Genomic DNA, 20,805 nt, shown 5'->3' with positions numbered 1-20,805 from the left:
GGGACCGTGTTGGTCTCGACACGCTCGGCCGCAGGCGGCCTCCCGGCTCGACCGACGGGGGCTGATCAGAGAGCGAGCCGCGCCCGCACGACGTCCGCGAGCCGCTCGGCACAGGCCTCGGCCTCGTGATGGGTGGGGGCCTCGACCATGACGCGTACGAGGTTCTCGGTGCCCGACGGGCGCAGCAGGATCCGCCCGGAGCCGGCGAGGGCCTTCTCCTCGGCGGCGACGGCGTCGAGAAGGCCGTCGTCGGTCTTGCAGCGGGCCTTGTCGACGCCCTTGACGTTGAGCAGGACCTGCGGGAGGCGGGTGACGACGGAGGCGAGGTCGGCGAGGCTACGCCCGGTGAGGGTCATCCGCTGCAGGACGTGCAGCGCGGTGAGGATGCCGTCGCCGGTGGTGGCGTGCTCGCTCATGATGATGTGGCCGGACTGCTCGCCACCGATGGCGTAGCCGCCCCGGCGCATCTCCTCGAGCACGTAGCGGTCGCCCACTGCGGTCTGCTTCACGTGGACGCCGGCAGCGTCCATCGCCTTGACGAACCCGAGGTTGCTCATCACGGTGACGACCACGGTGTCGTCCGGGAGCCGGCCGGCGTCGTGGAGCCCGAGGGCGAGGATCGCGATGAGCTGGTCGCCGTCGACGAGGTTGCCCTCACCGTCGACGGCCAGGCAGCGGTCGGCGTCGCCGTCCCAGGCGAACCCGACGTCGGCGCCGTGCTCGACGACCGCCTTCTGGAGCATCTCCGGGTGGGTCGAACCGACGCCGTCGTTGATCGAGAGGCCGTCGTTGACGTCGTTGATCGCGATCACCTTCGCCCCGGCCTGGTCCAAAGCCAGCGGACCCGCGGCCGCGGCCGCTCCGTTGGCGCAGTCGACGACGACGGTCAGCCCGTCGAGGCGGCGCTCGAGCGTGGAGATCAGGTGGGCTGCGTACGTCTCCACGGGGTTCTCATGGGTGGAGATCCGACCCACCGACGCGCCGGTGGGTCGGTCCCAGGGCTCGTCGAGGTGTGCCTCGATCCGGTCCTCGAGCACGTCGTCGAGCTTGTGCCCGCCGCGCTGGAGGAACTTGATGCCGTTGTCGGGCATCGGGTTGTGCGAGGCCGAGATGACCACACCGAGGTCGGCCTGGAGGGCCGCGGTGAGATAGGCGACCCCGGGCGTCGGCAGTACGCCGACGTCGATCACGTCGCAGCCGGCCGAGGCCAGACCGCCGGCCACCGTGGCCTGCAGGAACTGTCCGGAGACGCGCGAGTCGTTGCCGACCACCGCCAGCGGCTTGCGTCCGCTGCCGGAGCCACGCAGCTCCTCGGTCAGGACCAGTGCCGCCGAGGTCGCCAGGTTCTGGGCGAGCGAGGCGGTGAGGATCTCGCCGTTCGCGAGACCGCGAACTCCGTCAGTGCCGAAAAGGCGTGCCACGTCCGTGTGACCTTCTTTCGTACGTCGGCCCCCGCCCGAAAAATGAGTTGGGGTGCCTCGGCGAGCCGAGGCACCCCAACAATGCTAGGCGATCGCGAGGGCGATCAGCGCTTGCTGAACTGCGAGGCCTTGCGGGCCTTCTTGAGACCGGCCTTCTTCCGCTCCACGACGCGGGCGTCGCGGGTCAGCAGACCGGCCTTCTTCAGGGTCGGGCGGTTGGCCTCGACGTCGACGTCGTTCAGCGCACGGGCCACGCCGAGACGCAGCGCGCCGGCCTGACCGGCGATGCCGCCGCCGTCGATACGGGCGATCACGTCGAAGCGACCCTCGAGCTGCAGCGCGGCGAACGGCTCGTTCGCGATCTGCTGGTGCAGCTTGTTGGGGAAGTAGTCCTCGATGGTGCGACCGTTGATGGTCCACTCGCCGGTGCCCGGGACGATCCGGACGCGGGCGACGGACTCCTTGCGGCGGCCGGTGGCGGCAGCCGGGGCGATGGTCGCCGGGCGCTCGGGGGTGTCGGCGGACGGGGCGCTCTCGGAGGTGTACGCGAGGCCCTGCTCGTCGGTCTCGAAGGTCTCCTCGACCTCTACGGTGTTCTCAGTCATGTCCTGGTCCTGGCTCACTGGGCGATCTGCTTGATCTCGAACGGAACGGCCTGCTGCGCGGCGTGCGGGTGCGTCGGACCGGAGTAGACCTTGAGCTTCTTGAGCATCTGGCGGCCGAGCTTGTTCTTCGGCAGCATGCCCCACACAGCGGTCTCGATCGCCTTGCGAGCGTCCTTCTCGAGGATCTCGCCGATCGGGGTCGCGGTCAGACCACCCGGGTAGCCGGAGTGGCGGTAAGCCAGCTTGGTCTTGGCCTTGTTGCCGGAGAGGGAGACCTTCTCGGCGTTGATGACGATGACGAAGTCGCCGGTGTCCGCGTTGGGCGCGAAGATCGCCTTGTGCTTGCCGCGGAGGAGCTCAGCGGCCTGGACCGCGAGGCGGCCGAGACGGACGTCGGTCGCGTCGATCACGAGCCAGGCGCGCTCGATGTCGCCCGGCTTGGGAGCGTAAGTACGCACGTGTGCCTTCTTAGTTCGTTGGACCCGGCGCACGGATGCGCACCGGGATGGTGCTGCGTGGCTTCTGACGAACACGGCCCGGCTTGCCCTGTCCTCTGGGTGTCCCAGCGGCAGTCATCCGGATCTGCGTCCCTGACCGTGCGCAGTTCTTATCGAACCAGGGATCAGGACGCGGCAGGAGTCACGACTCACAAGGTTACGAGCCCCCGCACGGCGGAGCCAAATCAAGACGTACGCCGCCGGTCGGGGAGCCGGGCGGCGTACGCGATCTTGGGGCGGGTCGGCTCGGCCGACCCCGGCTCCAGTGTCCGTCGGGTTCCTGTGACGAGGCTGTGACGGACCTTCTGCTCTCCTGAAAAACACAGACGTACGCCGCCGGGACCGTGCCCGGCGGCGTACGTCTTCTGCTGCTGGTTGTCGGCTAGTGGTCGACGCCGACCTCACCCTCGGGGGCGTACAGGTCGGTGACCTCCTCCGGGTCCGGGTGCTTCTCGGGCCCGGGCGGGGTGGACTGCTTCTTCTCGACCACCGGTCGCTTCGGCTCGTCGTCCCCGGTGAGCGCGACGGCGCCGCCGACAGCGCCGCCGGCCACCAGGACCGCCGCGGCGGCCAGGATCAGCTTGCTCGACACGGTCACGCCAGCACGCGGTACTGGATGCCGACGGAGTACTTCCAGACGTCGTAGCGCGAGCTCGAGTTGAGCCCGGCGGTCCACCACACGGCGGGGCAGTACTGCGTCGAGAAACGGCTCTGGATCAGGCTGTTGGGCGAGGCGACCGACGCCATCGTCTTCCACTTGATCGAGTTGCCGAACTGGTGACGCTGGCGCGACGACCAGTCGGACGGACGCAGGACGTGGGAGACCATGTAGACGTCCTTCGTGTAGCCCTTCGGACGGCCGCCGTAGTGCTTGAGGGACAGGTTGCGGTAGTTGCCGTCGACCGACTTCGGCAGGCACTTGACGTTCTCGGTGTGGACGGTCGCCCTGGCGCTGGTGGCGGGGGCCTTGCAGCGCACGTTCGAGCGCAGGCCGCGCGATCCGGCCCAGTCGCTGCGGGCGGGCGCCTTGAGGGTCGAGCAGGAGCCGACGTACTTGTAGTTGAGGGCGTCCCTGGCGGTGACGGTCTTGGTGTAGGTCTTCCAGGTCAGCTTCTTGGCCGACGCGCCGACAGAGATCCGGGCAGTGGTGGCGTTGCCGGCCGGGTCCTTGGCGTCGACCCGGATGTAGTAGATGCCGGAGACCCGGTTGCCGGCGTTGTTGTAGCCGTTCCAGGTGTAGGACTTGGCGCCCTGGAAGCTCGAGGAGGAACCGAGGGTGCGCACCAGCGTGCCGCCCTCGGTGACCACCTTGGCGGTGTAGCTGACGACCTCGTTGAACGTCATCTTCACCGACATGGTGTCGCGGTAGCCGTCGGGGTAGGGGTAGAACGTCGAGAGGCTGCGGCTCAGGGTGACCCCCGGCTTGGTGACGTCGTTGGAGCCCAGATCGGCCGAGTAGGACTCGGTCGCGCCGGCGTCGCCCTCGATGTAGCCCCAGAAGCGGTACGCCCCGATCTTGGCCGGCATCGTGGCCTGGATCGTCCCGACGCCGTCGGCGTCGAGGGTGATCGGCGTGGTCTGCGGCCCGTCCGGCGCGGTGTTGTCCGAGGCGAGGATCCACCAGGTGGCGTTGATGGTGGTCCCGAGGACGGTCGGGTCCTCGACGTCGTACGTCACCGTGAACGTCGCGCCAGGGGCTGGCGTCGGGGTCGGGACGGTGATGACCAGACCGGTCCGTACGGGCTCGGTCGGCTCCTCCACCAGGGTCTCCGCGCGGGGCTCGAGCTGCTGCTCGGTGTCAGGCTGAGCCTCGGGCTGGGTCTCGGGCTGACTCTCGGGCTGGGTCTCGGCGGGCGGCTGCTCGTCCGTCTCCTCGGTCCCGTCCGGGGCCGACGTCGGCTCGACGGCGGCCGTCTCCGACGGGTCCGTCGTGGGCGACGGGGTCTCCGTCGCGAATGCCGGCACCGCCGGCACGATCAGGGCGGCGGCAGCAGCCGCCACCAGGGCGCGGATGCGCATCTGTGGTTCCTCCGAGTCTCTTGCCCGAGATGATGTCTTGGGTCGCTCCGCTGCCAGAGAACGCGAGGCGGGCCGAGATGGCTGAGGGAACCTATACCCCCGGGCGCAACGCCGGCATCCGTATTTCCGGCCGGAGCAGAAGACCGGGCGACAGCGATGAGACATCTGGCGTAGCCTGATCGTAGGATTGTCTGACAATCAGATGATCCTGGTTCAGATCACCGAGAACGCCCCACAGATGGAGGAGTGCGATGACCCTGCTCAACGAGGCTCAGGCCACCGCTGCGACCAGCTTGACCCCCGCCGCTTTCGCTGCCGCCGAGGCGCACTCCGCGCACAACTACCACCCCCTCGAGGTGGTGATCAGCCACGCCGAGGGCGCCTGGGTGACCGACGTCGACGGCCGCCGCTGCCTCGACATGCTGGCCGGCTACAGCGCGCTGAACTTCGGTCACGGCCACCCCGCTCTGCTGTCCGCGGCCCGTGAGCAGCTCGACAAGGTCACGCTGACCTCCCGTGCGTTCGTGCACGACCAGTTCGCCGAGTTCACCGCCCGCCTGGCCGCGATGTGCGGCAAGGACATGGTGCTGCCGATGAACACCGGCGCCGAGGCCGTCGAGACCGCGATCAAGGTCGCCCGCAAGTGGGGCTACGACGTCAAGGGCGTCCCGGCCGACCAGGCCGAGATCATCGTGATGGCGGGCAACTTCCACGGCCGCACCACCACGATCGTCGGCTTGTCCGACGACGCGGACGCACGCGACGGCTTCGGCCCGTTCGCCCCCGGCTTCGTGATGGTCCCCTACGCCGACCTCGCCGCGATCGAGGCCGCCATCACCCCCAACACGGTGGCCGTGCTGGTCGAGCCGATCCAGGGCGAGTCCGGCGTCGTCATCCCCGGCGACGACTTCCTGATCGGGCTGCGCGAGGTCTGCACCCGCGAGAACGTGCTCTTCGCCGCCGACGAGATCCAGGCCGGGCTCGGCCGCACCGGTTACACCTTCGCCTGCGACCACGCCGGCGTGAAGCCGGACATGTACATCCTCGGCAAGGCCCTCGGCGGCGGCATCGTCCCCGTCTCGGCCGTCGTCGCCGACCGCGACGTGCTCGGCGTCATCGGCCCCGGCCAGCACGGCTCCACCTTCGGTGGCAACCCGCTCGCCTGCGCCGTCGGCACCGCCGTCATCGACCTGCTGGAGACCGGCGAGTTCCAGGCCCGCGCCGAGGCGCTCGGCCAGGTCCTGCGCGACCGCCTCCTGGCGATGGTCGGCAAGGGCATCGTCGGCTTCCGCTCCCGCGGTCTGTGGGCCGGCGTCGACATCGACCCGGCGATCGCCAGCGGTCGCGAGATCTGCGAGCGCCTGCTCGCCCGCGGCGTACTCGCCAAGGACACCCACGGCTCCACCATCCGCCTCGCGCCGCCTCTGGTGATCGCCGAGGAGGACCTCCACTGGGCCCTCGACCAGCTCGAGGCTGCTGTCTCGGCCTGACCCCAGCGAGCCTGCAGTTCTGGCAGGCCGAATCTGTAGTTGTGGGCGACGAAACTCTACTTTCGTCGCCCACAACTACCATCTCGGCCGTTTCGCCGTGCCGGGCTCAGTCGACCTCGGCGAGGTCGTCGATGAGCTCGTCCGCCGCAGCGAAAGCCACGTTCTGTAGCCCGCGGATCAGCTCGGTGCTGGACGCCGTGTGCTGATCCGGCGTCATCGTGACCCGGTCCAGACTGCCGGTGGTCAGGACCTGGTTGACCGCCCGTTGCGCGGGAACACCGACGGCCCCGTTGCTGGCAGTGTTCTTGGTGATCTCGTCGAGGGAGTCGCGCTGAGGTTCCGAGCTCGACGTGTAGAGCGCCGAGAGCGACAGGCGCCACTCAGCCTCGGCCCGAGCAAGCTCGGCGAACTCCTGCTTGCTGAGAGCATCCGCGCCCGCAGTGCCCGTACCCCGCATGACCTCGCGCTTGGCGAGTGCCTTCGCCATGAGGCTCTTCTGCGTACCGAAGGACTGGAAGGCCGGGCCCAGGTGGCCGAGCGCCTCGATCTCGTCGTCGATCTCGGCGTCACCGACATACGGCACGAGCGTCGAGATCGCGAGGAGGCCGTTGGAGAGCGTCGACAAGGCCAGCGCCCCCTGCAGCCGAGTCTCCTCCGTACGCATCATGGATCGCGTCTCCGGTAGGGCGGCCAACGACTGCTGGATCTCGGAGACGAGGTCAGCGAGCTCCTGGTCCCCGCCGTCGATCTGCTCCGCCTTCGCGGTCCAGGTCACGACGGCCTCGTCGGTCTGCTCCTGCATCGGCTTCATCACCACGTCAGGGGCGCCCGCGAGGACGGCGTCGCGCTCGAAGATCAGGTTGATCGCCAGGCCGAACGTGCTGGGCAGTGCCTGCGCGACCGACTCGGCCCGGCGCACCGACGAGGAAGATGTCGACGTGGGGGAAACGGCCGGGTCGGTGGCCCGATCCGCAACGAGAGGTCGCAGTGCGACCCCGGCGATGGCGATGATCCCGGCCGCCATGATGGTCCCGGCGGCGGTGAGCAGTCGCGCCGAGCGCACGCGGCGGCGGCCGCGGCGTACGTCCTCGGAGGGGTCCAGGAGGGGGACCGGAACCGTGGCGCCGATGCGGTAGAGGCGCTCGCGCAGCAGGGTGTCGTCGTCGAAGGTGTTCATCGCCGGCCTCCTGGGGCAGCATCGGGGGCAACGTCGGGGACCGCGAGGCCGGGACGGAGGGCGCGGCGCAGGCTGGCCAGAGCGGCCGAGGTCTGGCTCTTGACCGTCCCGGTGCTGATGCTGAGGTCGGCGGCGGTCTCCTCGACCGACAGACCCCAGTAGTGACGGAGCACGACGACTCGCCGCTGACCTGCGGGAAGCGCACGCAGCGCGGTCCAGAGCTCGTCGAGGTCCTCGGTGTCCGGGCCGCTCGGCGCCGGCCGGTCGACGATCTCGCCGGCCCGCTCACGCCGCCACGGACGACGGCCCTCGTCCAGGTGGCTGTTGACCAGCACCCTGCGTACGTAGGCATCGACGCTGTCGGCCTTCCGCACCTTTCGCCATGCCGCGTACACCTTCGACAGCGTCAGCTGCACGATGTCCTCGGCGCGATGCTCGTCACCGCACAACAGGTACGCCGCGCGGTACAGATGCGCGCGTCTGTCCCTGACGTAGGCGGTGAACTCCTCGTCCCTGCTCAACGTCTCTCCTCCTCCGGTTCCAACCCCCGACGCTCTACTGACGTAGCCGGCACCGGATCGGTTGGGGCCTGAACGAGGTGATGGGCTGGATTGCGAGCAATGACACCGGGCCCCTCAACCCCGGATCCTCGTGCGCCACAGATCGTCTTGGCGACCGGCTGCCTCCCACAGCTCGTCCACCCCGCTCTCGCCGAGATCGTCGAGGGGTACGAGGAAGTCTCGCGCCAGGACGTCCGCGAACTCATCGCGGCCGGCCAGGATTCGTGGCTCGCCGCGGGTGGCCCCGAGGTGGCGTACGGTCCGTGACAGCAGCAGTGCGGTCGCGCCGCCGGCGGGCCGTGCGGCCATCAGGGTGGTCACGTACGGCGAGGACGGGGAGGTCGTGAGCTCCCGGGACCGCGCGGCGAAGTCGCCCAGCTCACGCGCCTCGGTTCGCAGGTCGTAGCTGCTGATCGTGCCGCCTGGATGGTGATGAACTCGCCAGGTCGTCCGGTCCAGTCGCTCGATGCGGTAGACGAGACCGTCCTGGTCGCAGGCCAGCTCGCGCAGCGGCAACGGCTCGAGGAACCCGTCCCCGATCCCCACGTCGGCCAGCCACGTCTCACCACCGATCGTCACCAGTAGCGCGTTGTGATTGCCCCACTGCCCATCACCGCGCTGTTCGCGCATGACGCCGGCCTCGACCATCGTCACCTCGAACCCGACTGCTTCGAGCAACAGGGCGAGGGCGCCATTCTGCTCGTAGCAGTAGCCACCCCGGCCACGCACGACGATCTTGTCGATCAGCGCCTCCGGATCGAGACTGACCGGCCGGCCCAGTTGGACGTCGAGGTTCTCGTACGGCACGCGCTCGCGCCACGCACGATGCAGGTTCCGCAGGCAGGCCAGGTCCGGCCGGACTGGCCGCGTTTCTCCGAGTCGGTCGAGGAAGGCGTCGATCATATTTTTAGAGTAACTCTAAAATTATTGTCAGTCTAGAATGAGCCGCCATGGGACTCCGCGGCACCAAGAAGGAACGGACTCGACGCCGACTCGTCGAGATCGCCTACGAACTCTTCACCGAACAGGGCTACGAGGAGACCACCACCAGCCAGATCGCGGCGGCGGCCGAAGTCTCCCCGGCCACCTTCTTCAACTACTTCCCGACGAAGGACTCGCTCGTCTTCACCGACGGGCCGGCGATCGCCGAGGTCGGCGTGCGGGCCGTACGCGATCGGCCACCCGGCGAGCCGCCCACGGAATGCCTCTCCCGGGCACTGCGAGCGATGATCGACGCAGCCGCGGGCACGACCCGCGAGCCGGGCACCTCGCTGGAGGCGACCCGCCTCGCACTCGTGACGACAGTCCCTTCCCTACGGGCGACCTTCGTCGGGAGGGCGCTCACCACCCAGCATGCCCTGGCCGACGCCCTCTCGACCTCGTACGCCGACAGCCTGGATGAGGAGACAGCGCACGCGATGGTCGGCGCGGCCTTCGGCGCCGCACTCGCCGTCGGGATGGCACCCTCGGCCTCCGGCCGACCGACGGCCGACCGACTTCTCCGCGCCGCCGCGAAGGCCACCGCGGGCTTCGCAGCCTGAGCGAATCAGGGAAGAGCGTCGAGGATAGTGGCGTGCTGTTCGCGGGCTGCCATCCGCCATGTAACACGTTGTTCGCAGTACTACTCGCCCTATTGGAACGACCGGATAGTGCTACGAACGACGTGTTACAGCTCGCCCGGACCCGCCCCGGGCAGCATCTCCAGCAGCACCGGCAACGACCCTGCCAGCATCCCCAGCAGATCCTCGCGCGACAGTCCGGCGGGATCGGCCTTCCAGGAGAGCACCAGCTCCTCCGACATCGCCTGCCAGCCCCGGACGACCAAGCGGGCGGCGGGAGTGTCGACGACGAAGTCGACGTCGGCCTTGAAGATCCGGGCCCCGAGGGCACCGAAGGCGTCGTCGTAGATCTGGCGCAGGACGGGGTCGCTGGCGGCGCCGCGGACCATCGAGACGTACCCCTCGTAGTTGGCGTCGACGAAGTCCACGTAGGCCGTCATCGACGCCAGCAGGCGCTCGACCGGCTCCCCCGTCTCGGGCGGGGCGGTCTGGGCGACGAGCGCGTCGGCGGCGCGGCGCACGACCGCCTCACGGAAGGCCATCTTGTCGCCGAAGTAGTGGTAGAGCAGCCCGCGCGAGATGCCGGCCTCACGCGCGACCACGTCGATGGAGATCTCGTCGAGGGAGTGGTTCGCGAAGAGGCGAATGCCCAGGTCGAGCAGTTGCTCGCGGCGTTGCTCGGGCGTCAGTCTCGTCCGTTGGCTCATGCCCACCATTCTATTGACACCTGTTCAATAGGCAAGCCATACTCGAAGTATGACCACTGCTGACCTCACCCATGTCGACCACCTGATCGTCGGTGCCGGCTTCGGAGGCCTGTGCGCGGCGATCAAGCTCGAGGAGGACGGCGAGCGCGACTTCGTCGTCATCGAGAAGGGCTCCGGCGTCGGCGGCACCTGGCGCGACAACACCTACCCCGGCGCCGCCTGCGACGTCCCCAGCCAGCTCTACAGCTACTCCTTCGCGCTCAACCCCGACTGGTCGATGAGCTTCTCGCCCCAGCCGGAGATCGAGGCGTACATCAAGAAGGTCGCCGAGCAGTCCGGCACGCTGGACCGCTTCGTCTTCGACACCGCGATGACCGCCGCGACCTGGGACGAGAGCCGGCAGCGCTGGCTCGTCGAGACCGAGGGCAAGGCCGGGAAGAAGACGTACGCAGCGACCACCGTCATCGCCGGCCCCGGCGCGCTCTCCGAGCCGAAGCTCCCGGACATCGCGGGCATCGACACCTTCCAGGGCGAGATCTTCCACTCCGCGCAGTGGAACCACGACGTCGACCTCACTGGCAAGCGCGTCGCGGTGATCGGCACCGGCGCCAGCGCGATCCAGATCGTCCCGGAGATCCAGAAGAAGGCCGCCCGCCTCGACGTCTACCAGCGCACCGCGCCGTGGGTCCTCCCCCGCAACGAGCACCGCTACTCCAAGCTCGAGAAGGCCGCCTTCCGCCACGTCCCGGGCGTCCAGCGGCTCGCCCGCGCGGCGGTCTACTGGGGCCTCGAGGTCCGCGTCCTCGGCCTCGCCGTGCAGCCCAAGCTGACCCTGGCCCACGAGCTGATGGCGAAGAACAACATCCGCCGCGGCATCAAGGACCCCGAGCTGCGCCGCAAGGTCACTCCCGACTACACCCTCGGCTGCAAGCGCACGCTGATCTCCAACGCCTACTACCCGGCGCTGGCCGCCGACAACGTCGACCTGATCACCGACGGCATCGCCCGGGTGAGCGAGAACGCGATCGTCGCCAAGGATGGCACCAGCCGCGACATCGACGTCCTCGTCGTGGCCACCGGCTTCTACACCACCGACCTCCCGATCGCCCACGCGATCACCGGCAGCAAGGGCCGCACCATGGCCGAGCGGTTCGTGGAGACCGGGATGAGCGCCTACAAGGGCACCACGGTTCCGGAGTTCCCCAACCTCTTCTTCGTGGTCGGCCCCAACACCGGCCTGGGCCACTCCTCGATGGTCTACATGATCGAGTCGCAGGTGGCGTACATCCGCGACGCGATCCGCACCATGCGCACCAACTCCTACGCGACCGTCGAACCCACCGAGGACGCCACCTCCGCCTGGAACGACGATCTCCAGCGCAAGATGGACAACACCGTCTGGTCCGAGGGCGGCTGCGCGTCGTGGTATCTCGACGAGCACGGCCGCAACACCACCCTGTGGCCTAGCTTCACCTTCCTGTTCCGTCACCTGACCAGCAAGTTCGACGTCGACAAGTACGCCGTCACCGCAGCCACCACGACCAAGGAGAGTGTCCCCGCATGAAGTCCTTTGACGACAAGGTAGTCGTACTCACCGGAGCCGGCTCCGGGATCGGCCGCGCCCTCGCGGTCAACCTCGCCGGCCGCGGCGCCCGGCTGGCGCTCTCCGACGTCAACGAGGCCGGTCTGGCCGAGACCGTCGAGCTCGCCAAGCAGGCCGGAGCCCGCGAGATCAAGGAGGACAGGCTCGACGTCGCCGACCGCGAGGCCTTCAAGACGTACGCCGAGGGCGTCATCGCCCACTTCGGCCAGGTCAACGTGGTGATCAACAACGCCGGCGTCGCGCTGTCGGGTCGGGTCAACGACCTCGACTGGGAGGACATCGACTGGATCATGGGCATCGACTGGTGGGGCGTCGTGCACGGCACGAAGTTCTTCCTGCCGGCGCTGATCGAGTCCGGCGACGCGCACATCGTGAACATCTCCTCGCTGTTCGGGCTGGTCTCGATGCCCGACCAGGCCTTCTACAACGCGGCGAAGTACGCCGTGCGCGGCTTCACCGAGGCGCTGCGCGAGGAGATGCTGATCGACGGTCACAACGTCGGCGTCACCTCGGTCCACCCCGGTGGCATCAAGACCGCGGTCGCCCGCAGCGCCCGCGTCTCGGCCAAGGACGACCAGGCCGCGACCGCGAAGTTCTTCGACGAGAAGCTCGCCAAGATGGAGCCGGCGCGCGCCGCGGAGATCATCGTCAAGGGCATCGAGAAGAAGCAGGCCCGCGTGCTGGTCGGCCTCGACGCCCACGTGATCCACAACTTCGGCAAGTTCACCGGCTCGCGCTACCAGGACCTCATCGCGATGGGTGCCAAGTATGTGATGCCGAAGAAGAACGGCTGATCCCTAGACTGAGCGCCATGCGCTTCGAGGCCGGTCACCCTGTTCGTGTCGAGTTCACGAAGTGGGGTGGCCGGCCTCATTGGTCCTTCACGGGCCTCTACCTCGGCGAGGACGAGCACGGCGAGTGGATCGGCCACCCGGTCGGCACCGAGTTCGCCCGCCCCGGCCATGGCTGGGTCGCCGACTGGGAGTCGGTCAGCCTGGTCCCCCACCACGACGCGGCCCACTTCCCCGCCTTCAACCGGCCCAACAGCCGGGTGAGCTCGCAGATATATGTCGACATGTGCACTCCGCCGGTGTGGCAGGACTCGACGGTCACCTGCATCGACCTGGACCTCGACGTGGTCAAGAAGTTCGACGGCTCGGTCTACATCGACGACGAGGACGAGTTCGAGCACCACCAGCTCGAGTACGGCTATCCGCCCGAGATCATCTCGATGACCGAGGACTCCGCCGAGCGCGTCTTCCTCGCGGTCAAGGAGAGCCAGGCGCCGTACGACACGACGCCCGAGCGCTGGTTCGAGGTGCTGAGCGGGCTATGAGTCGACGTCCGCGACAGGCACCGGGGCCCGGTCCTTCCGCAGCGGACCGACCAGGCGCGGTCCGGACAGGCGCGTCTCGATCCGCCACGACCGGCGACTGAGCGGCTGGGCGATGTATTCGCCCAGGTAGACGCCGGAGGCGAGCGCGAGCGCCACCGAGGCTGCGGTGAAGAGGGCGACCAGGCCGACCGAGGTGGTCGCGGGCGTCTCCTGGGCGAGCATCGTGAGACCGCGGTAGATCGAGTAGCCGGGCAGGAACGGCACCACCGACGAGACCACGACGACCAGCGGCGGCACCTTCAGCCGGGTGGCGACGGAGTAGGCGACCAGACCGATGAAGAGGGCCGCCACCGCCACCCGCCAGGTACGCCCGACGTCGCCGGGTACGACGATCGACAGGATCACGGCGACGCCGGCGATGACGGCGATCGGGAGCAGCGTCCGCTTGGGCGCGTACGCCGCGTAGGCGAAGGCCGCTGCGCCGACAGCACCACCCGCGGTGGCGAGCGTGATCGACTGCAGCGACGTGGTGCCGCCCGAGACCGCGCCGTCGATCGGCACGCCGACCGCGCCCGCGAAGACCAGACCGCCGGTGACCCCGGCGATGATGCCGGCCGTGGAGACGAGGGCCTCCATGATCCGGGCGCTGGCGGTGACGTGGAATCCGGTCAGGGCGTCCTGGAGGGCACCCATGAAGCTGATCCCGGCCAGCATCACGGTGATGTTGGCGGCGATCGAGGTCGAGACGTCGAGATCCAGCGGCAGCGCCGCGGCGATGACCGCGAGCAGCGTGGCCAGGCCCGCGCCGGCGACCTGCAGGTAGAAGAGCGGCAGCCGCCAGCGGCGGTGGAGGAAGTGCTGCAACTGGTCGATCGCGGCACCGGAGATGAAGGCGAGGATGACGACGCGGAGCTCACCGCCGACGTAGACGGTGAACGCGGCCGCCATGATCGCCATGCCGAGCGTCACCGCCCAGCGTGGCCTGCGGTGGCCGCCGGAGATGATCCGGCCGAGCGCGATCCGGGCACCCTGGAGGTCGACCTCGTCGCGTACGACCTGGCGGACCAGGTGATCGACGGCGGTCAGGTGGTCGTAGTCGATGGTGCGGTTCTTGACCTGGCGGGTGGTGTGGATCGGGATCGCCTCGGGATCGGCCTGATAGCTCATCGAGAGACTGGTGTAGGTGACGTCGACCTCGGCCTCGCGAAGCCCCAGATGTTGGGCGAGCGACCTCATCGTCGCGGTCACGTCAGCGGCCCCGGCGCCGGTCGAGATCAGCAGCTCACCGACGCGGAGGCAGAAGTCCAGAGTCAGGTTCACCTCACGCGCGTCCACCGTCACAGGGTGCCACCGGGCCGGTGAACGACAGGCATTCACGATGCTCGACAAACGGGCTCGTGCAAGGAACGCTCGTTACATGCGGATCGACTTCCATCCCTCCCCCCGGCCGACGCTCGGCGTCGAGTGGGAGCTCGCGCTCGTCGACCGCGAGACCCGGGATCTGGTCAACGTCGCCGACCACATCTTCGCCCGCGCCAAGGCACGGGTGCCCCACCCCGGGCGGATCCACAAGGAGCTGCTGCGCAACACCGTCGAGATCGTCACCGGGGTCTGCGAAACGGTCGAGGAGGCCATGGAACAGATCCGCGAGACGACCACCGGTGTCGTACATGCCGGTGACGATCTCGGCGTGGATCTCTTCGGCGCCGGGACCCACCCGTTCGCGTCCTGGACCAGGCAGGAGCTGTCCGCGGGGCATCGCTACCAGGAGCTGATCAACCGCACCCAGTGGTGGGGCCGGCAGATGCTGATCTGGGGCGTCCACGTGCACGTCGGGATGCCGGAGCGGGACCGGCTGCTCCCGGTCCTCAACGGGCTGCTGACCTACTACCCGCATTTCCAGGCGCTGTCGGCCTCGTCACCGATCTGGGCGGGCATGGACACCGGCTACGCCTCCAACCGGGCGCTGATGTTCCAGCAGCTGCCGACCGCCGGGCTGCCGTTCCAGTTCTCGACGTGGCAGGAGTTCGAGGCGTACGTCTCGGACCAGACGGTCACCGGCGTGATCGAGGACATCAGCGAGATCCGCTGGGACATCCGACCCTCGCCCCGGATCGGCACCATCGAGAACCGGATCTGCGACGGGGTCTCCACGATCCAGGAGCTGGCCGCGATCGCCGCGCTGGCGCACTGTCTCTGCGTCGACCTGGACTCCCGGGTGGCTGCCGGCAAGCCGGTGACCACGATGCCGCCGTGGCACGTCCAGGAGAACAAGTGGCGCGCCGCGCGCTACGGCCTGGACGCGATCGTGATCCTCAACGACGCCTCCGAGGAGCGGCTGGTCACCGACGACCTCGCGGACCTGCTGGTGCGTCTGGAGCCGGTGGCCGCGCGCCTGGGTTGCGAGAAGGAGCTCGCCGGGGTGCATGACATCATCCACAAGGGTGCCTCCTACCAGCGACAACGTGCCATCGCGGCCTCCACAGAGGGCGACCTGGTCGCGGTCGTCGACTCGGTCGTACGCGACCTGCGCGGGTCGCTCTGAGGCTCAGCGAGGCGGCAGCGGCGGCAGCGCGTCGGTCGCCTCGAACTGCCCCATCCCGGTGACCCCGAGCAGGTCGACGATGATCGACCTGATCTGGACGAGGATGACCTCGGCGTTGAGCGATTCCGTACGCTCCACCTCGGCCGAGTGCTCGCCGACGGCGAGCAGCACCGACCTGGCCTCCCCGCTCAGTCCGTCCGGGCCGAGGCCCGCGGCGAGCTCGGCCTCGACGACGTCGACGGCGTCGGCGAGCCCGAAGGCCAGCTGGTAGTAGCTCTCCGGCACCACGTCCCCGCGGTAGGCGGACACCGCCGCCCGCCGCACCAGCACCCGGGTGCTGCGCAGTGCGCGGTCGAGCGGCTCGACGAGCTCGGCCATGCGATGTACGTGGCTGCGATGTCGGAACCGGAACGGCGAGACGGCCAGCACCGACATGCCCTCGTCGGAGGCGTCCTGCAGCTCGCGGATCAGCGGGTCGGTGGCGCGCGCGTCGGCGAGGACCTTGAGCCCGTGGACCGCGTCGGCGTCGAGCATCACCTGGCCGGCGGCGCGCAGCAGCGAGGCGATCTTCTTGGCGACCACGGCCGCCTGCTCGCCGGGCCGCCGCAGCGGCGCGGCGGGCACGATCGAGGCCGCGACCAGCGCGACCGCACCGCCGATGAGCGCGTCGGTCCAGCGCGTGAACGCCGCGCCGGGCGTCGGCAGCAGCCCCATCACGAAGATGGACTGCACCGCGGCCTGGTTGCGGAAGACCTGGCCCGAGGAGATGAAGATCCCCACCGCCATGGCCATCCCGACCACCAGGGTCATCTGCCAGGCACCCTCGCCGATGACCTGCACCACGACGTCGCCGAGGAACACCCCGAGCGCGACCCCGATGGTCACCTCGGTCACCCGCCTCAGCCGCTGGCCGTAGGAGGTGCCGAGGCTGACCACCGCCGCGATCGGCGCGAAGACGGGTTGGGCGTGGCCGAGCAGGGTGGCCGCGATGAACCAGGCCACCCCGGCTGCCCCGGCGGCCTGCAGCACGTGCCACCGCTTCGACTTCAGCCGTGCCAGCCGGCGGCGTACGTCGGAATTCACCTGCTCACGGGTGACTCGCGGAGCAGAGAACGCCATGCCGCAGATCCTAAGGCAGCCGAGTCCTCAGTTGTGGCGGCCGAATCGGTCGTACTGGCGAATGAGATCGGGATCTCGGCCGCCACTTCTACGGATTCGGCCGCCACTTCTGCGGACTCGGCGCGGGGTCAGCGGGCGAGGGTCACCGAGACGGCCTGGCTGCCGCAGCCGTTGGCGGAGGTGAGGTTGGTGAGGGCGGACTTCTCGGTGCTGTCGACGGAGAGGCGCCAGCGGATCTTCACCGAGACGTACTCCTTCAGGTAGCGGCACTTCTGCAGGTCGGGCATCCACTCGGCCGGGTCGGCGTCGGACTTCTCCTGGTTCTCGTTGTCGGTGACGCCGACGAGGGAGCCGTAGTAGCCGAGGTCGTTGGCGTAGTTCTTGCGCTCGGTCGAGGTCCAGGTGCGGGCGCCGGAGTCCCAGGCCTCGGCGAGCGGGACCATGTGGTCGATGTCGATGTCGCTGGTGAGGGTCCAGGAGAGTCCGTCGTAGTAGGAGTACCAGCGGCCGCCCGAGAGCGAGCAGCTGGAGCCGACCGTGGGGGCCTCCTCGGCCTCCGCAATCAGCACCTCGTTGCGGGTGTTGCAGCCGTCGCCGTCGGCGTCGATCCAGTGCTGGAAGAGGTCACGGCTGTAGCCGGTGCGGTTCTCGGCCGCGACCGGAAGGTCGCCGATGGCGGTCGAGAGCGGCTGGGAGTAGGTCTCGGCGTGTGCTGCCGCCGGAATGGTGAGCGGCACGAGGGCGCCGCAGGCGAGGATGAACAGGCCACGGAGTTTCATGGGGGTCTCCCGAGGTGAGGTGTTCGGTCGCCCCCAGACGATGCCGCGTTTTACGCGCCCCGTGTAACTCGGTTACCAGATGTTTCGAGAAGTTCACCCAGTGGCGCGATCACGCGGAGATGAACGGCTCCGTCAGATGCGGCGTCGCCAGGTGAAGCGTGGTGGCGGTTTCGCGGCTGAGCATGCGCTCCCTCGAGCGCCTGGCCGCCTCAGGGTCGATCTCGTTCGAGTAGGCGAGCTCGGGATGGAGCAGCTGCAGCGCGTGCACCAGGAGGTCTCCGGTGACGAGCACCAGCTCGCGCCCCTCGGCAACCAGCACGCTCTGATGCCCGGGCGTGTGACCGGGGGTGGCGACCGTACGCCCGGCTCGCAGGGGTGTGTCGCCGTCGAGGAGCCGGAGCCGGCCGGCCGCCGCGAGCGGGTCGGTGAGGGTCTCGCGAAGCCGGGGGTTGAGCGCGTCGAGGGCGTCGTACTCGGCCTGCTGGAGCAGGTATTCAGCGTTCGGGAAATAGGGGCGGCGGCTGCCGGCCTCGGTCACGACCGCCCAGCCGACGTGGTCGGTGTGCAGATGGGTGAGCACGATCGTGTCGACCTCCGCCGGGTCGATGCCCGCGGCGTCGAGCGACCGAGGAAGCACACCGGGCACGGGCGCCCACGAGGCAGCCGGGCTGTCCGCCGGACCGATCCCGGCGTCCACGACGGTGAGGCCCCTGTCGCCGCGGATCGCATAGGCGCGGAACTGGAGCCACCAGCGGCCCTCGGCGTCGACCGCGCCCGGATCGTAGCGGTCGACCTCGGCCCATTGATCGGCCGTGGCCTCGGGGAAGGCATCGGCGCGCGGGGAGAAGAACGGGCCCTCGCCGTCGGCGAGGGCGATGATCTCGGTCGAGCCGATCCGGAGGCGGGGGACGCTGAGAGCCATGGCCGCGATCCTGCCCTCCTACGCGCCCCGCGTCACGCCAGATGTTTCGAGAAGCTCACCCATGTCGCGTTCGACCAACCCCTTCGCGCCGCCGTTCCCGTGGGCCGCGACCACGGCCCGCAGGCGCGCGCGGGTGACGTCGGAGACGTACGCCATCTCGGCCTTGGCGGCGTTCGAGCCGGGCCGGGTGGTCTCGGCGATCTGGACGGACCAGCACGTACGCCGCGCCCCGTCCTCGACGTTGGCCAGCGCGACCGCGTGGCCGGTGGTCCCGGAGCCGGCGAAGAAGTCGAGGACCCGGGCATCGGCCGGCATCGTCGCCAGGATCCGCCGGATCAGGCCGGTCGGCTTCGGCGACTCGAACAGCGGCCCCACCAGCGACTTCAGCTCCGCGACGGCGGTGTCGGTCGAGCCGATCTCCTCGGCCATCCAGATCGTGGTGAGCTTCTTGCGGCGGGCTTCGCCCGAGGCGTCTCGGGAGAGCCAGTCGCGCTGGTAGACGTCGACCCGCTCCCCCAGCTTCCCGCGTACGCGACGGCACATCAGGTCGTCGGGACGGGCCGCGATCAGCGGGGCGCTCCACCGCCAGACCGCCGGACGGCCGTCACCGAAGACCGGCCAGATCTCCTGCCCGCCCTCGAACGGCTCGATCCCGACCCGACCGGTCTCCGGGTCGCCCCACACCGGGAAGTGGAGCGTCTTGGCGGTCGCCGGGTTGAACTTCTTGTTGGTGTTGCGCAGCGGCAGCCGGCGGTAATGGCGCCCGTCGTCGGTGACCAGCGGGAAGTCCTGCTCGTTGACGGCCTCGGGGATGCTCGACTCCAGCGCACAGGTCCGGGCGTCCTTGGCGTAGACCAGCAGATACTCGTGGGACGTCGCGAACCCGTTGCCGAGCTGGCGGCCCTTGGGGTTGAGGTTGACCACGATCTGCGCGAGCTGGTTGCGCTCCTCGAAGACCTCGTCCATCAGCACCTTGAGGTGGGCGGCCTCGTTGTCGTCGATGGAGACGTAGATCGCCGCGCGCTCCGACATCACGGTGCGCGCCGCCTGCAGCCGGGGCCTCATCATCGCGACCCAGGCCTCGTGGCGACCGGCCCGACGGCCGTCCTCGCCGCGCCGGTCGTCGTGGTAGGCGAGGAGGCTGCCGGTGTTGTAGGGCGGGTCGATGTAGATCAGGTCGAACTTCTCCCCCGCGACCGAGAGCGCCCGAAGAACATCGAGGTTGTCGCCCTCGACGAAGGTGTTCCACGGCTCCCCCACGCGGGGAACGTTAGCCGACGGGCAGGTCGGTGCTCAGCAACGCGACCGATCGCTCGGCCACCAGGCACTGGATCTTGGTGCTCTTCGGCGGGGTGACGCTCAGGACCACGTCGCCGCCGGTCGTCCCGGCCGTGATCGTCGCCGGGTCCGGCGCCTCGCAGCCGTCGTAGACCGTCTGGGCATAGAGCCGCTGACCCGCCGGGACGTGCGCGAGCAGCGTGGTCGCCTCGGTGGTGAAGGACGCCTGCAGCGAGGTGCCCAGCGTGGCTGCGTACGCCTTGATCGCAGCCTCGTCCGGGAGGGCCGTCGCGGTCTTCTCCAGGTCGCCCTCGGCCGCGCCGCCGGCGGAGACCAGGCCGCGTACGGGCTTCTCCGAGCTCGGCGGGCGGGACGGCTCGGGCTGCGGCTTCGGTTTTGGCATCGGGGTTCCGGACGACGATGCCGACGGGCTCGAGCCCGGGTCGGTCGCTTCCTCGGCGGTGCCGCAGGCGGAGACCAGGAGCGCCGTCGCAGCGAGTGCGAGTGGGAGAAGACGCGTGGGGTGCATATTTCACATACTCCCCACGGCACCCGGCTGTTGCACCCCCGACCGGCACGTCGTTACGGAGATGGAAGGATCACGCCGTGGCCCGCTTCACCCAGGCCGAGCTCCAGACCTACTACGGCGCCTCGGTACCCGACCTCCTTCCGGCAGACGACCAGCCGCTGCGCCTCCTCTTCGTCGGCATCAACCCCGGCCTGTGGACGGCAGCGACCCAGACCCACTTCGCGCACCCGCTCAACCGGTTCTATCCGGCGATCTTCCGGGCCGGGATCACCACCCGCCCGATCGACGCCTCGGCCGGGATGACGCCGGAGGACCGCGACTACTTCCGAGCCCGCGGCATCGGCTTCACCAACATCGTCCGCCGCGCCACGGCGAAGGCGTCCGAGCTCAGCAACGCCGAGCTCAAGGAGGGCGGAGCCGAGCTGTTCTCCCTGGTCGCACGGAGGAAACCTGCGGTCGTCGCGATCGCCGGGATCACCGCCTACCGGACCGCGTTCAACCGCCCCAAGGCCAAGCAGGGCCTCCAGCCGGAGCCGCTGGCCGGCGCCGAGCTCTGGGTCGTACCGAACCCCTCCGGCCTCAACGCCCACGAGACCGTCCCCACCCTGGCCGCCGCCTACGCCGAAGCAGCCCGCGCCGCCGGCCTCCTCTGACCTGCC

The 20,805-nt window shown here is 69.3% G+C and carries 22 protein-coding genes; 7 read left to right on the top strand and 15 right to left on the bottom strand.

Annotation, left to right across the window (positions count from 1 at the left end):
- Nucleotides 1-65 precede the first annotated feature (65 nt).
- The 5 genes from glmM to ABT304_RS16380 all read right to left on the bottom strand — a co-directional run bounded on the left by glmM (nucleotide 66) and on the right by ABT304_RS16380 (nucleotide 4,542).
- On the bottom strand, nucleotides 66-1,421 hold the full coding sequence (gene glmM / locus ABT304_RS16400) for a phosphoglucosamine mutase (RefSeq protein ID WP_350716635.1): 1,356 nt from the start codon (nucleotides 1,419-1,421) through the stop codon (nucleotides 66-68).
- A gap of 104 nt (nucleotides 1,422-1,525) precedes the next feature.
- Complete coding sequence (gene rpsI, locus ABT304_RS16395) at nucleotides 1,526-2,026, bottom strand: 30S ribosomal protein S9 (protein ID WP_160025356.1); 501 nt, start codon at nucleotides 2,024-2,026, stop codon at nucleotides 1,526-1,528.
- A 14-nt stretch (nucleotides 2,027-2,040) separates the two neighbouring features.
- On the bottom strand, nucleotides 2,041-2,484 hold the full coding sequence (gene rplM / locus ABT304_RS16390) for a 50S ribosomal protein L13 (RefSeq protein ID WP_141791781.1): 444 nt from the start codon (nucleotides 2,482-2,484) through the stop codon (nucleotides 2,041-2,043).
- A gap of 421 nt (nucleotides 2,485-2,905) precedes the next feature.
- Nucleotides 2,906-3,121 carry a hypothetical protein gene (locus ABT304_RS16385; RefSeq protein WP_350716633.1) on the bottom strand — a complete coding sequence of 72 codons (216 nt, stop codon included), beginning with the start codon at nucleotides 3,119-3,121 and terminating at the stop codon, nucleotides 2,906-2,908.
- Nucleotides 3,118-4,542 carry a FlgD immunoglobulin-like domain containing protein gene (locus ABT304_RS16380; protein ID WP_350716631.1) on the bottom strand — a complete coding sequence of 475 codons (1,425 nt, stop codon included), beginning with the start codon at nucleotides 4,540-4,542 and terminating at the stop codon, nucleotides 3,118-3,120. The genes ABT304_RS16385 and ABT304_RS16380 overlap by 4 nt, the downstream gene beginning before the upstream one ends.
- A 251-nt stretch (nucleotides 4,543-4,793) precedes the next feature.
- On the opposite strand from ABT304_RS16380, the gene rocD reads away from it, so the two are divergent.
- On the top strand, nucleotides 4,794-6,032 hold the full coding sequence (gene rocD, locus ABT304_RS16375) for an ornithine--oxo-acid transaminase (protein ID WP_350716629.1): 1,239 nt from the start codon (nucleotides 4,794-4,796) through the stop codon (nucleotides 6,030-6,032).
- 106 nt (nucleotides 6,033-6,138) lie between these two features.
- Here the strand turns inward: rocD and ABT304_RS16370 are convergent, their stop codons facing one another.
- The 3 genes from ABT304_RS16370 to ABT304_RS16360 form a co-directional block, all read right to left on the bottom strand.
- A complete protein-coding gene (locus ABT304_RS16370) occupies nucleotides 6,139-7,209 on the bottom strand; it encodes a nitrate- and nitrite sensing domain-containing protein (protein WP_350716627.1) in 1,071 nt (356 codons plus the stop codon).
- A complete protein-coding gene (locus ABT304_RS16365; protein ID WP_350716625.1) occupies nucleotides 7,206-7,730 on the bottom strand; it encodes a SigE family RNA polymerase sigma factor in 525 nt (174 codons plus the stop codon). The genes ABT304_RS16370 and ABT304_RS16365 overlap by 4 nt, the downstream gene beginning before the upstream one ends.
- A 114-nt stretch (nucleotides 7,731-7,844) precedes the next feature.
- Nucleotides 7,845-8,672: an arylamine N-acetyltransferase family protein gene (locus ABT304_RS16360; protein WP_350716623.1), complete on the bottom strand. Its 828-nt coding sequence runs from the start codon at nucleotides 8,670-8,672 to the stop codon at nucleotides 7,845-7,847.
- A gap of 47 nt (nucleotides 8,673-8,719) precedes the next feature.
- Here ABT304_RS16360 and ABT304_RS16355 point away from each other — a divergent pair, with 47 nt between their 5' ends.
- Complete coding sequence (locus ABT304_RS16355) at nucleotides 8,720-9,310, top strand: TetR/AcrR family transcriptional regulator (RefSeq protein ID WP_350716621.1); 591 nt, start codon at nucleotides 8,720-8,722, stop codon at nucleotides 9,308-9,310.
- A gap of 125 nt (nucleotides 9,311-9,435) precedes the next feature.
- Here ABT304_RS16355 and ABT304_RS16350 read toward each other — a convergent pair whose 3' ends face one another.
- Complete coding sequence (locus ABT304_RS16350) at nucleotides 9,436-10,035, bottom strand: TetR/AcrR family transcriptional regulator (protein WP_350716619.1); 600 nt, start codon at nucleotides 10,033-10,035, stop codon at nucleotides 9,436-9,438.
- 49 nt (nucleotides 10,036-10,084) lie between these two features.
- Between ABT304_RS16350 and ABT304_RS16345 the strand changes: the two genes are divergently transcribed.
- Genes ABT304_RS16345 through ABT304_RS16335 form a run of 3 tightly spaced genes read left to right on the top strand, consistent with a single transcriptional unit; the run spans nucleotide 10,085 to nucleotide 12,974 of the window.
- The gene (locus tag ABT304_RS16345; RefSeq protein ID WP_350716617.1) at nucleotides 10,085-11,599 is read left to right on the top strand and encodes a flavin-containing monooxygenase; all 1,515 of its coding nucleotides are present in this window, start codon (nucleotides 10,085-10,087) and stop codon (nucleotides 11,597-11,599) included.
- A complete protein-coding gene (locus tag ABT304_RS16340; protein ID WP_350716615.1) occupies nucleotides 11,596-12,432 on the top strand; it encodes an SDR family NAD(P)-dependent oxidoreductase in 837 nt (278 codons plus the stop codon). The genes ABT304_RS16345 and ABT304_RS16340 overlap by 4 nt, the downstream gene beginning before the upstream one ends.
- A gap of 17 nt (nucleotides 12,433-12,449) precedes the next feature.
- A complete protein-coding gene (locus ABT304_RS16335; RefSeq protein WP_350716613.1) occupies nucleotides 12,450-12,974 on the top strand; it encodes a DUF402 domain-containing protein in 525 nt (174 codons plus the stop codon).
- Here ABT304_RS16335 and ABT304_RS16330 read toward each other — a convergent pair.
- Nucleotides 12,969-14,309 carry a threonine/serine exporter family protein gene (locus ABT304_RS16330; RefSeq protein WP_350716611.1) on the bottom strand — a complete coding sequence of 447 codons (1,341 nt, stop codon included), beginning with the start codon at nucleotides 14,307-14,309 and terminating at the stop codon, nucleotides 12,969-12,971. The two genes, ABT304_RS16335 and ABT304_RS16330, sit on opposite strands and share 6 nt — an antisense overlap.
- A gap of 82 nt (nucleotides 14,310-14,391) precedes the next feature.
- On the opposite strand from ABT304_RS16330, the gene ABT304_RS16325 reads away from it, so the two are divergent.
- Entirely contained in the window at nucleotides 14,392-15,519 is a 1,128-nt protein-coding gene (locus ABT304_RS16325) for a glutamate--cysteine ligase (RefSeq protein WP_350716609.1), read from the top strand.
- Between the two features lie 3 nt (nucleotides 15,520-15,522).
- Here ABT304_RS16325 and ABT304_RS16320 read toward each other — a convergent pair whose 3' ends face one another.
- The 5 genes from ABT304_RS16320 to ABT304_RS16300 all read right to left on the bottom strand — a co-directional run bounded on the left by ABT304_RS16320 (nucleotide 15,523) and on the right by ABT304_RS16300 (nucleotide 20,146).
- Nucleotides 15,523-16,638 carry an FUSC family protein gene (locus ABT304_RS16320; protein WP_350716607.1) on the bottom strand — a complete coding sequence of 372 codons (1,116 nt, stop codon included), beginning with the start codon at nucleotides 16,636-16,638 and terminating at the stop codon, nucleotides 15,523-15,525.
- Between the two features lie 128 nt (nucleotides 16,639-16,766).
- A complete protein-coding gene (locus ABT304_RS16315) occupies nucleotides 16,767-17,417 on the bottom strand; it encodes an HNH endonuclease family protein (RefSeq protein ID WP_350716605.1) in 651 nt (216 codons plus the stop codon).
- Between the two features lie 109 nt (nucleotides 17,418-17,526).
- On the bottom strand, nucleotides 17,527-18,339 hold the full coding sequence (locus ABT304_RS16310; protein WP_350716603.1) for an MBL fold metallo-hydrolase: 813 nt from the start codon (nucleotides 18,337-18,339) through the stop codon (nucleotides 17,527-17,529).
- An 18-nt stretch (nucleotides 18,340-18,357) separates the two neighbouring features.
- Nucleotides 18,358-19,599 carry a site-specific DNA-methyltransferase gene (locus tag ABT304_RS16305; RefSeq protein ID WP_350716601.1) on the bottom strand — a complete coding sequence of 414 codons (1,242 nt, stop codon included), beginning with the start codon at nucleotides 19,597-19,599 and terminating at the stop codon, nucleotides 18,358-18,360.
- 10 nt (nucleotides 19,600-19,609) lie between these two features.
- Entirely contained in the window at nucleotides 19,610-20,146 is a 537-nt protein-coding gene (locus ABT304_RS16300) for a hypothetical protein (RefSeq protein ID WP_350716599.1), read from the bottom strand.
- A gap of 77 nt (nucleotides 20,147-20,223) precedes the next feature.
- Here ABT304_RS16300 and ABT304_RS16295 point away from each other — a divergent pair, with 77 nt between their 5' ends.
- Nucleotides 20,224-20,799: a mismatch-specific DNA-glycosylase gene (locus ABT304_RS16295; protein WP_350716598.1), complete on the top strand. Its 576-nt coding sequence runs from the start codon at nucleotides 20,224-20,226 to the stop codon at nucleotides 20,797-20,799.
- Nucleotides 20,800-20,805 lie beyond the last annotated feature (6 nt).

The sequence above is a fragment of the Nocardioides sp. NPDC000445 genome, from assembly GCF_040300245.1.
Classification (GTDB): Bacteria; Actinomycetota; Actinomycetes; order Propionibacteriales; family Nocardioidaceae; genus Nocardioides.
Note: the sequence above shows the minus strand (reverse complement) of the source record. Positions and strands in the feature narration are given on the sequence as shown.

Coding starts and splice junctions, on each gene's coding strand:
- rpsI (WP_160025356.1), bottom strand. CDS start 2,026: ATGACTGAGAACACCGTAGAGGTCGAGGAGACCTTCGAGACCGACGAG.
- ABT304_RS16380 (WP_350716631.1), bottom strand. CDS start 4,542: ATGCGCATCCGCGCCCTGGTGGCGGCTGCTGCCGCCGCCCTGATCGTG.
- rocD (WP_350716629.1), top strand. CDS start 4,794: ATGACCCTGCTCAACGAGGCTCAGGCCACCGCTGCGACCAGCTTGACC.
- ABT304_RS16370 (WP_350716627.1), bottom strand. CDS start 7,209: ATGAACACCTTCGACGACGACACCCTGCTGCGCGAGCGCCTCTACCGC.
- ABT304_RS16360 (WP_350716623.1), bottom strand. CDS start 8,672: ATGATCGACGCCTTCCTCGACCGACTCGGAGAAACGCGGCCAGTCCGG.
- ABT304_RS16355 (WP_350716621.1), top strand. CDS start 8,720: ATGGGACTCCGCGGCACCAAGAAGGAACGGACTCGACGCCGACTCGTC.
- ABT304_RS16350 (WP_350716619.1), bottom strand. CDS start 10,035: ATGAGCCAACGGACGAGACTGACGCCCGAGCAACGCCGCGAGCAACTG.
- ABT304_RS16345 (WP_350716617.1), top strand. CDS start 10,085: ATGACCACTGCTGACCTCACCCATGTCGACCACCTGATCGTCGGTGCC.
- ABT304_RS16340 (WP_350716615.1), top strand. CDS start 11,596: ATGAAGTCCTTTGACGACAAGGTAGTCGTACTCACCGGAGCCGGCTCC.
- ABT304_RS16335 (WP_350716613.1), top strand. CDS start 12,450: ATGCGCTTCGAGGCCGGTCACCCTGTTCGTGTCGAGTTCACGAAGTGG.
- ABT304_RS16325 (WP_350716609.1), top strand. CDS start 14,392: ATGCGGATCGACTTCCATCCCTCCCCCCGGCCGACGCTCGGCGTCGAG.
- ABT304_RS16320 (WP_350716607.1), bottom strand. CDS start 16,638: ATGGCGTTCTCTGCTCCGCGAGTCACCCGTGAGCAGGTGAATTCCGAC.
- ABT304_RS16315 (WP_350716605.1), bottom strand. CDS start 17,417: ATGAAACTCCGTGGCCTGTTCATCCTCGCCTGCGGCGCCCTCGTGCCG.
- ABT304_RS16310 (WP_350716603.1), bottom strand. CDS start 18,339: ATGGCTCTCAGCGTCCCCCGCCTCCGGATCGGCTCGACCGAGATCATC.
- ABT304_RS16300 (WP_350716599.1), bottom strand. CDS start 20,146: ATGCACCCCACGCGTCTTCTCCCACTCGCACTCGCTGCGACGGCGCTC.